Consider the following 13,099-nt stretch of genomic DNA (forward strand, 5'->3'; position numbering starts at 1 on the left):
GCCGAGACGTCTCTTAGGTCGGCCGAGTTGGCACCCGGATGCCAACTCGGCCGACCGCGGTGACGTCTCGGCCGACGCGGGTGACGTCTCGGCGAGGGGTCAGTGGGCGGCTTCGTGCCAGGAGAGACCGGTGCCCACCGATACGTCGAGGGGGACGTTGAGGTCGGCGGCGGAGCCCATCTGCTGGCGCACCAGGGTCTCCAGGGCCTTGCGCTCCCCCGCGGCGACCTCGAAGACGAGCTCGTCGTGGACCTGGAGAAGCATCCGGGAGGTGAGGCCGGCCTCGTCGATGGCGGCCTGGACCCGCAGCATGGCGACCTTGATCAGGTCGGCGGCCGAGCCCTGGATGGGAGCGTTGAGCGCCATCCGCTCGGCGGTCTCACGGCGCTGCCGGTTGTCCGAGAGCAGGTCGGGCAGGTAGCGGCGGCGGCCCATGATGGTCTCGGTGTAGCCCGTGCGGCGGGCCTCCTCGACCAGGCTGCGCAGGTAGTCGCGGATGCCGCCGAAGGTCTCGAAGTACTCCTCCATCAACCCACGCGCCTCGCTCGGCTCGATCCCGAGCTGCTGGGAGAGGCCGAAGGCGGACAGGCCGTAGGCCAGGCCGTAGTTCATCGCCTTGATCTTGGCCCGCTGCTCCGAGGAGACCGCGTCCGGGTCGACGCTGAAGACCCGCGCGGCGGTGATCGAGTGGAAGTCGCGCCCGGAGCGGAACGCCTCGATGAGCAGCTCGTCCTCGGACAGGTGGGCCATGATCCGCATCTCGATCTGGCTGTAGTCGGCCGTCATCAGCGACTCGTAGCCGTCTCCGACCACGAAGCCCTTCCGGATCCCGCGACCCTCCTCGGTGCGGACCGGGATGTTCTGCAGATTGGGCTCGGTCGAGGAGAGCCGCCCGGTGGCCGCGATGGTCTGGTTGAAGGTGGTGTGGATGCGGCCGTCGTCCTGCACCGTCTTCAGCAGACCCTCGATGGTGACCCGCAGCCGGGTGACGTCGCGGTGACGCAGCAGGGCGATCAGGAACGGGTGCTCGGTCTTCACGTAGAGCTGCTGGAGGGCGTCGGCGTCCGTGGTCCAGCCGGTCTTGGTGCGCTTCGTCTTCGGCATGTCGAGCTCGTCGAAGAGCACCACCTGCAGCTGCTTGGGCGAGCCGAGGTTGATCTCCTTGCCGATCACGCCGTAGGCCTCGTCGGCCGCCTGCTTCATCTGACCGGCGAAGTGCCGCTCCAGCGCGTCGAGATGCTCGGTGTCGACCGCGATCCCGGTCTTCTCCATCCGCGCCAGCAGATGCAGCAGCGGAAGCTCCACCTCGGCCAGCAGCCGGTGTCCGCCGGCAGCCTCGACCGCCGAGTCGAGCTCGGTGGCCAGGTCGAGCACCGCCCGGGCGTAGAGCATCGAGGTCTTCGAGACGCCGTCGCCGCCGACCTCGTCGTCGCCGAAGAGCGACTCCTGGCCGCCGTCGTCCTCCTGCTTGAGCTCACGCTTCAGATAGCGCAGCGTCAGGTCGGCGAGGTCGTAGGAGCGCTGGTCGGGAGCCACGATGTAGGCCGACAGCGCGGTGTCGGTGGTCAGCCCGCGCAGGGACCAGCCGTGGGCGTCGATCGCCAGCTCGGCGCCCTTGGCGTCGTGCATGATCTTCGGCTTCGAGTCATCCGCGAGCCAGTCGGCCAGCGCCTTCTCGTCCTCGGGCGTGAGCCCGTCCACCCCGACGTACGCCGCCCGCTCCGGCGTCGCGAAACCGAACCCGCCCACGCGGCCGGTGCCGGAACCCCAGGACCCGCGCACATGCACGCCCACGGGCGTGGCCCCGAGCCCGTCGAGGTAGGCCGCGACGGCGCCGGGAGCCAGGGACTCTCCCTCCAACGCGAACCCGCTCTCGTCGATCGGGACGTCGTCCTCCGGGGCGAGCACGTCGGTGATCCGGGTGCGGATCTCCCCGCGGAACTCGAGCTCGTCGAGAAGCTCCAGCGCGGCCGCACGGTCCCACTCGACCCGCCCGAAGTCGGCCGGGCCGACGTCCAGGGACAGGTCTCGCACCAAGGCGTTGAGCCGCCGGTTGCGCATCACGTCAGCGAGGTGGGCGCGCAGGTTGTCGCCGGCCTTGCCCTTGATCTGGTCGGCGTGGGTGATCACGTTGTCGAGACCGTCGTAGGTGTTGATCCACTTCGCGGCGGTCTTCGGGCCGACACCGGGGATGCCGGGCAGGTTGTCGGAGTCCTCCCCCACCAACGCGGCGATCTCGGGATAGCGGTGCGGCGGCACGCCGTACTTCGCCTCCACGGACTCGGGTGTCATTCGCGCCAGGTCGGAGACGCCACGCATCGGATAGAGCACGGTCGAGGAGTCGGTTACCAGCTGCAGCGAGTCGCGGTCGCCGGTCAGGATCAGCACCTCCATCCCGGCCTCCAGCCCTTGGGTCACCAAGGTGGCGATGATGTCGTCGGCCTCGTAGCCGGCCAGCGAGAGGTGGCGGATGTTGAGCACGTCGAGCAGCCGCTGGATCAGCGGCAGCTGGGACTTGAACTCGTCGGGGGTCTTGTTGCGCTTGGCCTTGTACTCGGAGTATTCCTCCAGCCGGAACGTCTGCCGCGACAGGTCGAAGGCGACCGCGACATGGGTCGGGGTCTCGTCGCGCAGCACGTTGACCAGCATCGAGGTGAAGCCGTAGACGGCGTTGGTGTGCTGCCCCGTGACGGTCGAGAAGTTCTCCACCGGCAGAGCGAAGAAGGCCCGGTAGGCCAGCGAGTGCCCATCGAGAAGGAGCAGTCGGTCACGCGTCACGTCAGCCACGGTCCGACTCTATCCACGACCACCGACATTCGAGCCTGCGGCCCGGCGACGAAGGAGCCGGGGCACAACGCGAGAAGGTCGAGCGAGCGCAGCGGGTGAGCTTGCGAAACCGCGAAGCGGGTCGAGACCAAGTGGTGGACAGCCGCGTGCGAACATGCATCCATGACCGATGGACTCCACACCACCGACCCCACCGAGATCGCGAAGTTCGTGGGGTCGCTCCCCCAGGGAGCGGGCGCGCTCAACGAGAAGATGGGCGTCGAGATCCTCGAGATCTCGGCTGAGAAGGTCGTCGGCACCATGCCGGTCGAGGGCAACACCCAGCCGTACGGCCTGCTCCACGGCGGCGCCTCGGTCGTCCTCGCCGAGACCCTCGGGTCGATCGGCTCCGGCCTCCACGGCCACTCGCTCGGCAAGGTCGCGGTCGGCGTCGACATCAACGCCACCCACCACCGCGCGGCGACCTCCGGCATCGTGACCGGCACCGCGACGGCCATCCACCTCGGACGCAGCTCGGCGGCCTACGAGATCGTGATCACCGACGAGCGCGGCAGGCGGGTCTGCACCTCGCGGATCACCTGCTCGCTGATCGAGGCCGCGCGCGTCCCCAAGGCGTAGCCGACAGACAGAGCACGAGTGCCCCGAGGCTTTCGCCTCGGGGCACTCCCCGTTGGTCTCAGGCAGATCAGATCTGGCCGGAGATGTACTTGACCGGAGCGATCTGGCTCTTGTCGTCGTACTGGTAGATGCCGATCGACGCAGCGGTCGGGCTACCGGTCTCACCGAGCTCGATCGGGCCGGAGACACCGTCGTAGTCGATGTCCTCACCCTTCTTGAGAAGCTCGACGCCCTCGGCGAAGGTCTTGACCTTGGTGCCACCGGTGGTGACATCGATGATCTGCTCGGCGACCGCCTCACCGGAGTCGTTCTCGGCCGCAACCGCCGCGAGTGCTGCGACGATCGTGGCGTCGTAGCACTCGGCCGCGTACGCGTAGTCCTTCAGGCTCGGGTCGACCGTGGCGAGACGCGCCTTGAAGTCGTCGCTGGTCTCGGCGCCAGGAATGGTGCCCTTGACGCCCTTGAGCTCGCCCTTCTTGAAGGTGTCGGAGTAGTCCGCGGTGTTGCCGTCGACGAAGTAGGTCGGCAGCTTGGCCGGGCCGGCACCCGCAGCGATGAGCTGAGGCATGATCTTCTTGACCTCCTCGAAGGAGACCACGACGACGGCGTCGGCACCAGAGCCGGCGATCTCGTTGACCTGGGCTTCGAACGAGGTGGCGTCCTGGCTGTAGAACGACGTGGTCGCGACCTTGGCGCCCGAGTCCTCGAGGTTGACCTTGATCTGCTCGGCGAGGGTCTCACCGTAGGCGTCCTGACGAGCCAGGATGGCGACGTTGGAGCGACCGTCCTCGATCAGCAGGTTCGACAGCACCGCACCCTGGAGGATGTCGGAGGGAGAGGTACGGAAGTACAGGTCAGGCTTGGAGAAGTCGCCCTCGTCGAAGTCGGTCGAGGTGTTGGCACCCGAGAAGAGCACGGTGCCCGCGCTCATGATCTTGTCGACGACCGTCTTCGCCATACCCGAGGATGCCGTGCCGATGATGACGTCGGACTTCTTCGACAGCAGGCCGTCGGCCTCAGCCGGCGCGATGCCCGAGTCGGAGTCGCCCTCGTCGGCCTTGTGCGAGGCGACCGGCTTGTCGAGCACGCCGCCAGCCTCGTTGATCTCCTTGACGGCGAGGTCGACACCGGCGAACTCGGGCGGGCCGAGGAACGCGAGGCTGCCGGTCTGTGGGAGGAGCTGCCCGACGGTGAAAGTGCCGTCACCCTTGGGGGCGGCCTTCTTCTCCGGCTCCTCGGAAGCGGTCTCGCCGCCACAGGCGGCGAGGGTGAAGCTGAGCGCCAAGGCGCCGGCGCCTGCGGTCAGCTTCATCCAGGTAGAGGATGATGAGTTCACTGCTTGGTCCCTCTTTCGTATGGGCTGGCCCGGCTCACGTCGGACCTTGCGGAGACACATTAGAGACGCCCGGAGGGTGAATCACCCGAGGGACTTGTCTTTTCACCAATCCGTTACATCTCCCCCATGGCATCATTGCCTGGGTTGCCGCCATGATCGGCTCCGTATTATCGGCGCCGTGGTGACATGATCACCCGGGAAACCCGATTCCGCCCGGGAACAGCCACGATCGTGGAGGAATTGTGATGATCTGTATGCACGGCACCCGTGTAGGACGAGCTCGATGAGCAGGTTCCGGTGACGCTGCGAGAGGCTCGAGTCGATGACGCGCTCTTCCTTCTCGGCATCTGGCAGGACTCGCTGCGGATGGCGGACGCCCAGGACCAGCTAGGCGACCTGGAGACGATCATCCGTGACGCCGGCGCCTCCCCCGACCAGCGCCTCCTGGTCGCCGAGTGCGGCGGCGAGGCCGTCGGGGCGGTCTACCTGCGCGCCACCACCTTCGGTCCGCTCAACCTGGAACCGACGGTGCAGATCTTCGCGCCCCACGTCGTTCCCAGCTTCCGCCGCCGGGGCGTGGGCCGGAAGCTGATGGAGGCGGCCGTCGTCTTCGCCGAGGAGCGCGGGGTCAGGGTGATCGCGGCCGCGGGCTCCGCCGCCGGCCGTGACGGCAACCGGTTTCTGGCCCGGCTCGGTCTCGGAGCGCAGGCCGTCATGCGCGTGGCCCCGACCGCCGTCGTACGTTCTCGGCTCAACGTCCTCGGCCGAGCCCTTCCTCACCACGCCCGGATGTCTCGCAGCCCGAAGCAGTCCAGCGCCGTCGGCGAGCTGCTCGCCGCGCGGCGCTCCCAGCGGCGTTCGAACACCGTCGCCTGAACACCGCGCCGGGCCCCGGAGCAGCTGCTCCGGGGCCTGGTGCGTTCGAGACGTACGCGCTCTCAGTCCGGCCGCCTTCGGCGGCGGAACTTCCTCGCTCGGCGCGAACCGACGAGCAAGCTCGCCGTTCGGCCTCGCTCGTCAGTCCTCCTTGGCACCCAGGGTGCCGAGGTAGAGCTCGATCACCTTCGGGTCGTCGGCGAGCTCGCGCCCAGGCCCGGTATAGGCGTTGCGGCCCTGATCGAGCACGTAGCCACGGTCGCAGATCTGCAGACAGCGGCGGGCGTTCTGCTCGACCATCACGACTGAGACGCCGGCCTGGTTGATCTTGCGCGTCTGGACGAAGACCTCATCCTGCATGACCGGCGAGAGCCCCGCGGACGGCTCGTCGAGGAGCAGGACCGACGGCTCCATCATCAGCGCCCGGCCCATCGCGACCATCTGACGTTCGCCGCCGGAGAGACCACCAGCGCGCTGCTTGCGGCGCTCGCCGAGGGCAGGGAAGATCCCGGAGACGAACTCGAACCGCTCTGCAAACTTCTTCGGCGCCTGGTAGCAGCCCATCTCGAGGTTCTCCTCGATGGTCAGGCTCGGGAAGACGTTGTTGTTCTGCGGGACGAACCCGATCCCTCGCGAGACGAGCTCGTCGGCACGCTTGCCGGTGATGTCCTCACCCTCGAGCTTGACGGTGCCCTCGTGGATCTTCACCAGGCCGAACAACGCCTTGAGCAGCGTCGACTTGCCGGCGCCGTTGGGGCCGATGATGCCGACCAGCTCGCCGCGCTGGCAGTAGAGATCGCTGCCGTTGAGGATGTTGACCCCCGGGAGGTAGCCCGCGATCAGGCCGTCGGCACGGAGCACCGCGCCCTCGGCCTCACGCAGGTGGGTCTCCCGGAACTTGTCCGTGTCGGTGGAAGTCACTTCGAACCCTCCTCTTGGGCGATCTCGGCCTCGACCTCGGCCTCGAGCTTCTCCTCGTCGAGCTCGCTCAGGTCGGTGTCGTGATGGGCGCCGAGATAGGCGTCGATCACGCGCTGGTCGGCCATCACCGATCCGGGCGTACCCTCCGCGACGATCTTCCCCTGGGCCATCACGATGACCCAGTCGGAGATGTCGCGGACCATGTCCATGTCGTGCTCGACGAAGAGGACCGTGCGGCCCTCGTCGCGAAGCGACTTCACGTGGCCCAGCAGCGACTGCTTGAGGGCAGGGTTCACCCCGGCCATCGGCTCGTCGAGCATGACCAGCTCGGGGTCGACCATGAGCGAGCGCGCCATCTCGAGGAGCTTGCGCTGACCACCCGAGAGCGAGCCGGCGAAGTCCTCACGCTTCGCGTCGAGCAGGAAGCGGGCGAGCAGGTCGTCGGCCTTCGCGGTGATCTCGGCTTCCTGCTTGCCCCACAGGCCCTTGAACGGCGCGGCCCAGAACCGCTCACCGCGCTGCCCGGTGGCACCCAGACGCATGTTCTCGAGCACCGAGAGCTTCGCGAGCACCTTGGTGAGCTGGAACGTACGCACCATGCCGAGGCGGGCGACCTTGAACGGCGCCATCCCCTTCAGAGATCTGCCGTCCAGGCTCCAGGTGCCGCTGCTGGGCTGGTCGAAACCGGTCAGCAGGTTGAAGAACGTGGTCTTGCCTGCACCGTTGGGCCCGATCAGCGCGGTGATCGCACCCCGCTGGATCTCGAAGTGGTCCACGTCGACGGCGGTCAGGCCGCCGAACGTACGCACGATGTTGTCGGCGACCAGGATCGGGTCGGGTTTCTTGGCACCCGGCTCGGTGCTCACGCCGACGAGGCCCGCGGGCCCCGTGTCCGTCTTGTCAGTCTTGTCGGTCTTGTCAGTCATGTCAGCGCTCATCGATCGCGATCTCCCTACGGTCTCCGAAGATCCCCTGTGGGCGGAAGATCATCAGCAGGATGATGGCCAGACCCAGCACGATGTAACGGATCAGGCTGGCCTGGGTGTCGGTCATGATCACCGTCGGGATCCAGCCGTCGGCGCCGGCCGACTGCCTGAAGAACGAGCCGAGCCCGGCGATGAGGAACCAGAACAGGATCGCTCCGATGACGGGGCCCAGCACCCGGGCCGCACCACCGAGAAGCAGCGCAGCGAAGGCGTAGAAGGTCATCAGCGTGGCGTAGTTGGTGGGCACCACCGAGGCCTGCTTGAGCGCCAGGAACAGCCCGCCCAGGCCACCGAGGAGGCCACCGAGAGCGAGGGCCTGCATCTTGTACGCGAAGACGTTCTTGCCCAGCGAGCGCACGGCATCCTCGTCCTCACGGATCGAGCGCAGAACGCGGCCCCACGGGCTACGCATGAGCGCCCAGACCAGTACGCAGCAGACAGCCACCAGCGCCCACCCGACCGTCAACGACCACAGGTCGTCGCGCCGGAAGGCCACGATTCCGAGATCCACGCCCTTGGAGTACGGGTTGGCGGCCTGGAACGGTCCGGCGAAGCCGCTCAGTCCGTTGGAGCCACCGAAGACGTCCTTGGTCTCGACCGCGCCGGCGACGAACCGCAGGATCTCAGCGGCGGCGATCGTCACGATCGCCAGATAGTCGGCGCGCAGCCGCAGGGTCGGCAGACCGAGGATCACGGCCAGCACCAGGGGCGCGATCATCGCCACGATCAGGCCGAGCCAGAACGGCGCCCCGAAGGTGACCACCGTGACGGCCAGACCGTACGCGCTGACCAGGGCGAACCCTGCCTGGCCGAAGTTCAGAAGGCCGGTGTAGCCGAAGTGGACGTTGAGACCGATGGCCAGGAGGGCGAAGACGATCGCCTGGGGACCGAGAGCCTGCTGCAACGCGGTGCGGAGAATCTCTAGAATATCCATTGTCGTCTCCTACCCGAGCCGGTCTTTGCGACCGAGGATGCCTTGCGGGCGCACCAGCAGGATCACGATCATGATCACCAGCGGTCCGACTTCCTTGATCGACGGAGGAATGTTGAACAGCAGCGGGCCGAGCTCGTTGATCAAGCCGATCACCAGGGCGCCGAGCAGAGCACCCCAGATGGTGCCGAGGCCGCCGAGGGTGACCGCCGCGAAGATGACCAGCAGGATCTTCATTCCCATGAAGCTGTTGACCTGGTTCTGCAACGCGTAGAGGACACCGGCCAACGCGGTCATCGCGCCACCGAGCACCCAGGCGCTGGTGATGACACTGTCGACGCGCAGGCCCGAGGACGCGGCCAGGGCCGGGTTGTCGGAGACCGCTCGCATCGCCTTGCCCATTCGGCTCTTGGCGAGCCACAGGCACACGCCCACGATCACGACGAGGGCGACGACGACGATCACCGCCTCGCGGTCGGCCATGGCGAACCCGAGGTAGTACCAGTGCGCCTCGCGGCCCTGGTTCGAGTACTGCGAGTACTGCAGCGTGGAGGAGGTGTAGAAGTACTGGAAGATGTAGCGCAGGAAGATCGCCAGACCGATCGAGATGATCATCATCGCGATCAGGCCGGCGCCGCGCCGTCGGACCGGCCCCCACAGCACCTTGTCCTGGACGTACCCGCCGAGGCCCCCGGCCATGGTCGCCATGATGGCGGCGATGATCACCGCGACACCGGCAAGCGCCCCTGAGTCGAGCAGCGAGTCGAAGGTCCAGGCGATCACCGCACCGAAGGTGAGCATCTCCCCGTGGGCGAAGTTGGAGAGGCCGGTCGGCCCGAAGATCAGGGCGAACCCGAGCGCGGCCACCGCGAGGATGAGAGCGAAGACCAGGCCGCCACGGAGGTTGGTCGCCAGGTCCTTGCCGAAGTTCGCCTGGTCGCCGGCGGTGACCCCGATGGGGAAGATGGCCCGGTTGTTGGGGCCCTGGAAGCGTACCTGCACGGTGGCTTCGTCCTTGGTGTTCTCGTCGAGGGCGGTTCCCGACGGCAGCGTGTCCTCGTCGAGGGACACGACGTACTCGCCGAGCTCCTCGACCTCGATGATCGCCACACCCTTGGCGTCAGTGACGCCTTCACCGACCTTCTCACCGTCCTTGGTGACCTCGAGGGTCACGTCCGGGATCGGCTTGGGATTGCCTTGGGCATCCTTGTTCGCCTTGTCCTGAAGCGTCACCTGGATCGCGGTGGCGTCCGGCGGTGGGGTCTCGGTTGCCTGTGCGGCCCCCGGGGTCCCTACCAACAGCACCATCAGCGCACCGATGAGCGCGACGAGGACTCTGTAGAGCCGCTTGCGCACGTGGGTACTCCTGCCTCTGTGTCCTAAAGACGGATCCTGACACCAGCTGAACTCGCTGGTCGGCCGGATCCGCGCGGGCAGTCTAAGCCGACTTCACCCACGAACAAGCCACAGGTTGACCCTCATTCCAGACCGCAACCGATCTGTGACGTGCCGTTTACACGGATTCAGGTACGTGGCCCGCTGACGCCGTGCTCGATGACGCCCTCGGCGACCTGGCGCATCGACAGCCGCAGGTCCATCGCGGTCTTCTGGATCCACCGGAACGCTTCGGGCTCGCTGAGCGTGAGCCCCTCCTGCAGGATCCCCTTGGCCCGGTCCACAGCCTTGCGGGTCTCGAGCCGGTCGGTCAGACCGGCGACCTCTTTCTCGAGCTGGGCGAGCTCTTGGAAGCGGCTCACCGCGAGCTCGATCGCGGGCACCAGGTCAGTGATGTTGAACGGCTTGACGAGGTAGGCCATCGCACCCGCGTCGCGGGCACGCTCCACCAGCTCACGCTGGGAGAACGCGGTCAGCATGACGACCGGGGCGATCCGGTCGCGCGCGATCGCCTCCGCCGCCGCGATCCCGTCGAGCACCGGCATCTTCACATCGAGAATCACCAGGTCGGGCCGGTGCTCGGTGGCGAGCTCGATCGCGGCCTTGCCGTCCCCCGCCTCACCGACGACGTGGTAGCCCTCCTCGGTGAGCATCTCCTTGAGGTCCATCCGGATCAGGACCTCGTCCTCCGCGATGACGACCGTTCGCCGCGTGTGGGTCTCCGGGGTGCTGCTGGGGTTGCTCTCCGTCACGAGCACAGACTAGGGCATCTGGGGCGGGTCCCGGTTCAGTGATCCCGCCCACGGTCCGGTAAGTTTGACCAATGCCGGGCCCGTTCGCGGGCCGAGTAGCCCCGGTACTCCAACGGCAGAGAGGGCGGTCTCAAACACCGTATAGTGTCGGTTCGAATCCGACTCGGGGCACCAGATCGTTCCTACGCCTCGCCGAGATGTCGGTGCTCGAGCGCAGACTACGTGCATGTACGCAGCCCGTGTCCGCGCCGAGGCGCTCGCGCTCCTCCAACGAGGTGAGTCGCTCTCCACGGTCTCACGGGCGACGGGCGTCGCGCGATCAACGATCCGGGAGTGGCGAGACCGCGAGCCTGGGAGCCGACCTGGCGCCTGCCCGCGGTGCGATGACCTGCAGATCGACGAGGAGGCGTACGCCGCACTTCTCGGTTTCTACCTCGGAGACGGCTACATCGCGAGGGCTCCTCGCTACTACTTCCTCCGCATCTCCTGCGACCTCGTCTATCCGCAGATCATCGAGGACGTGGTAGGTCTGCTCGATCGGATCAGGCCGGGTGGCCGGGTCTTTCGCGTGCCACGCACCGGGTGCCTGGATGTCCATTCGAACTGGATGCACTGGCCGTGCCTATTTCCCCAGCACGGAGCGGGCCGCAAGCACACCCGGCCGATCGTCCTCCAACCGTGGCAGCGCAAGATCGTCGAGAGCTGCCCGGCCGACTTCCTCCGAGGCCTCTTCCACAGCGACGGCTCCCGCAGCATCAACACCGTCACCCGTCGTTTCCCGAGCGGTCCTCGGACCTACGTCTATCCGCGCTGGCAGTTCGTCAACGTCTCCGACGACATCCGCGACCTGTGCGCATGGGCCCTCGACCTCGTCGAGATCCCGTGGCGTCAGTCCAGCTGGAAGACGATCAGCGTCTCGCGCCGCGACGCGGTCGCGGCGCTCGACGCCCTGATCGGTCTGAAGAGCTAGCTCTTGCGCTCGTAAGCGGGCGCGACTGCGTTGATCGCGTCGCCGATGCGGTGGATGCGCAGGGCGTTGGTGGAGCCGGGGATCCCGGGAGGCGAGCCGGCGATGATCACCACGAACTCGCCCTCCTCCACGCGGCCGAGCTTGAGCAGGTTCTCGTCGACCTGGCGGACCATCTCGTCGGTGTGCTCGACCTCGTCGGTGCGGAAGGTCTCGGTGCCCCAGCTGAGCGCGAGCTGGCTGCGTACGGCGTCGGAGGGGGTGAAGGCGAGCAGCGGGATCACACCGCGCAGCCGGGAGAGGCGGCGGGCGGAGTCACCGGAGGTGGTGAAGGCAACCAGGTACTTCGCGCCGACCCGGTCGGCGACCTCGGCGGCAGCCTTGGCGATGACCCCGGAGCGGGTGTGCGGGTCCCAGTCGATGGGGCTCAGCTCGGCGGCGCGGCTGCCCTCCGAGGAGAACGCGTGGCGCTCGGTGGCAGCGATGATGCGCGCCATCGTCTCGACCGTGTGGATCGGATAGTCCCCCACGCTCGTCTCCGCGGAGAGCATCACCGCGTCGGCGCCGTCGAGGACGGCGTTGGCGACGTCGTTGGCCTCGGCGCGGGTGGGCGCCGGGCTGGAGATCATCGAGTCGAGCATCTGGGTGGCGACGATGACCGGCTTGGCGTTGAGGCGAGCCAGCTCGATGATCCGCTTCTGCAGGAACGGCACCTCCTCGAGCGGGCACTCCACGCCGAGGTCACCACGGGCGACCATGAACATGTCGAAGGCCGCGATGACCTCGTCGAGGTTGTCGATCGCCTGCGGCTTCTCGATCTTGGCGATGACCGGGACGACGCGCCCCTCCTCGTCCATGATCTTGCGGACGTCCTCGTAGTCCTTCGCGTTGCGCACGAAGCTGAGCGCGATCATGTCGACGCCGAGCTTGAGCGCGAACCGGAGGTCCTCCTCGTCCTTCTCGGAGAGGGCAGGTACGGAGACGGCGACGCCGGGCAGGTTGATGCCCTTGTTGTTGGACACCTTCCCGCCGACCAGCACCTCGGTGTGAACCTCGGTGTCGTCGACCGCGGTGACCCGCAGCCGCAGCTTGCCGTCGTCGATCAGGATCGGGTCGCCGACCTTCACGTCACCAGGAAGGCCCTTGTAGGTCGTCCCGCAGATCTTGTCGGTGCCGGGCACGTCCCGGGTGGTGATCGTCCAGGCCTGACCGCGGTGAAGAGTGGTCGCCCCCTCCTCGAAGCGCTCCAGGCGGATCTTGGGGCCCTGCAGGTCGGCGAAGATGCCGACGCTGTGCCCGCTCGCCGCAGCGGCGTCCCGCACCAGCGCGTAGTTGCTGGAGTGGTCGTCGTGGGAGCCGTGGCTCATGTTCATCCGGGCGACGTCCATGCCTGCGTAGACGAGCTCGCGGATGCGACGCTCCGTCCCGACGGCGGGTCCCAGGGTGCAGACGATCTTGGCTCTTCTCACGGGAGCCCAGACTACCCCTCTGGAACGTTCAAACCAGCACCCGGGAGGCGGCCCGATCTGG

General features: G+C 67.4%; 11 protein-coding genes and 1 tRNA gene. 4 read left to right on the forward strand and 8 right to left on the reverse strand.

The annotated features are described in order from the left end of the window. Window positions 1-99: 99 nt before the first annotated feature. Entirely contained in the window at window positions 100-2,787 is a 2,688-nt protein-coding gene (polA, locus tag H5T77_RS01565; RefSeq protein WP_292644276.1) for a DNA polymerase I, read from the reverse strand. A 162-nt stretch (window positions 2,788-2,949) separates the two neighbouring features. Here polA and H5T77_RS01570 point away from each other — a divergent pair, with 162 nt between their 5' ends. Then, window positions 2,950-3,405: a hotdog fold thioesterase gene (locus H5T77_RS01570; RefSeq protein ID WP_292644278.1), complete on the forward strand. Its 456-nt coding sequence runs from the start codon at window positions 2,950-2,952 to the stop codon at window positions 3,403-3,405. Between the two features lie 67 nt (window positions 3,406-3,472). Here H5T77_RS01570 and H5T77_RS01575 read toward each other — a convergent pair whose 3' ends face one another. Beyond that, window positions 3,473-4,717 carry an ABC transporter substrate-binding protein gene (locus H5T77_RS01575; protein ID WP_292644280.1) on the reverse strand — a complete coding sequence of 415 codons (1,245 nt, stop codon included), beginning with the start codon at window positions 4,715-4,717 and terminating at the stop codon, window positions 3,473-3,475. Window positions 4,718-5,038: 321 nt separating this feature from the next. Here H5T77_RS01575 and H5T77_RS01580 point away from each other — a divergent pair, with 321 nt between their 5' ends. Beyond that, window positions 5,039-5,617, forward strand: coding sequence for a GNAT family N-acetyltransferase (locus tag H5T77_RS01580; protein WP_292644282.1), 579 nt, complete (start codon window positions 5,039-5,041; stop codon window positions 5,615-5,617). A 141-nt stretch (window positions 5,618-5,758) separates the two neighbouring features. On the opposite strand, the gene H5T77_RS01585 is transcribed toward H5T77_RS01580, so the two are convergent. From H5T77_RS01585 to H5T77_RS01605, 5 genes are all read right to left on the reverse strand, one after another. Continuing rightward, window positions 5,759-6,538 carry an ABC transporter ATP-binding protein gene (locus H5T77_RS01585; protein ID WP_292644284.1) on the reverse strand — a complete coding sequence of 260 codons (780 nt, stop codon included), beginning with the start codon at window positions 6,536-6,538 and terminating at the stop codon, window positions 5,759-5,761. Further along, on the reverse strand, window positions 6,535-7,464 hold the full coding sequence (locus H5T77_RS01590) for an ABC transporter ATP-binding protein (protein ID WP_292644286.1): 930 nt from the start codon (window positions 7,462-7,464) through the stop codon (window positions 6,535-6,537). Before H5T77_RS01590 ends, H5T77_RS01585 begins: the two co-directional genes overlap by 4 nt. A gap of 1 nt (window position 7,465) precedes the next feature. Further along, the gene (locus tag H5T77_RS01595) at window positions 7,466-8,458 is read right to left on the reverse strand and encodes a branched-chain amino acid ABC transporter permease (RefSeq protein ID WP_292644288.1); all 993 of its coding nucleotides are present in this window, start codon (window positions 8,456-8,458) and stop codon (window positions 7,466-7,468) included. Window positions 8,459-8,467: 9 nt separating this feature from the next. Further along, entirely contained in the window at window positions 8,468-9,811 is a 1,344-nt protein-coding gene (locus H5T77_RS01600) for a branched-chain amino acid ABC transporter permease (RefSeq protein WP_292644291.1), read from the reverse strand. Between the two features lie 167 nt (window positions 9,812-9,978). After that, entirely contained in the window at window positions 9,979-10,608 is a 630-nt protein-coding gene (locus H5T77_RS01605) for an ANTAR domain-containing response regulator (RefSeq protein WP_292644293.1), read from the reverse strand. A gap of 92 nt (window positions 10,609-10,700) precedes the next feature. Here H5T77_RS01605 and H5T77_RS01610 point away from each other — a divergent pair. Then, window positions 10,701-10,776, forward strand: a tRNA-Leu gene (locus tag H5T77_RS01610). Between the two features lie 52 nt (window positions 10,777-10,828). Then, on the forward strand, window positions 10,829-11,572 hold the full coding sequence (locus H5T77_RS01615; protein WP_292644295.1) for a helix-turn-helix domain-containing protein: 744 nt from the start codon (window positions 10,829-10,831) through the stop codon (window positions 11,570-11,572). Here H5T77_RS01615 and pyk read toward each other — a convergent pair. Next, complete coding sequence (pyk, locus tag H5T77_RS01620; RefSeq protein WP_292644297.1) at window positions 11,569-13,038, reverse strand: pyruvate kinase; 1,470 nt, start codon at window positions 13,036-13,038, stop codon at window positions 11,569-11,571. The genes H5T77_RS01615 and pyk overlap by 4 nt on opposite strands. Window positions 13,039-13,099 lie beyond the last annotated feature (61 nt).

The organism is Nocardioides sp. (assembly GCF_014360585.1).
Lineage (GTDB): Bacteria > Actinomycetota > Actinomycetes > Propionibacteriales > Nocardioidaceae > Nocardioides.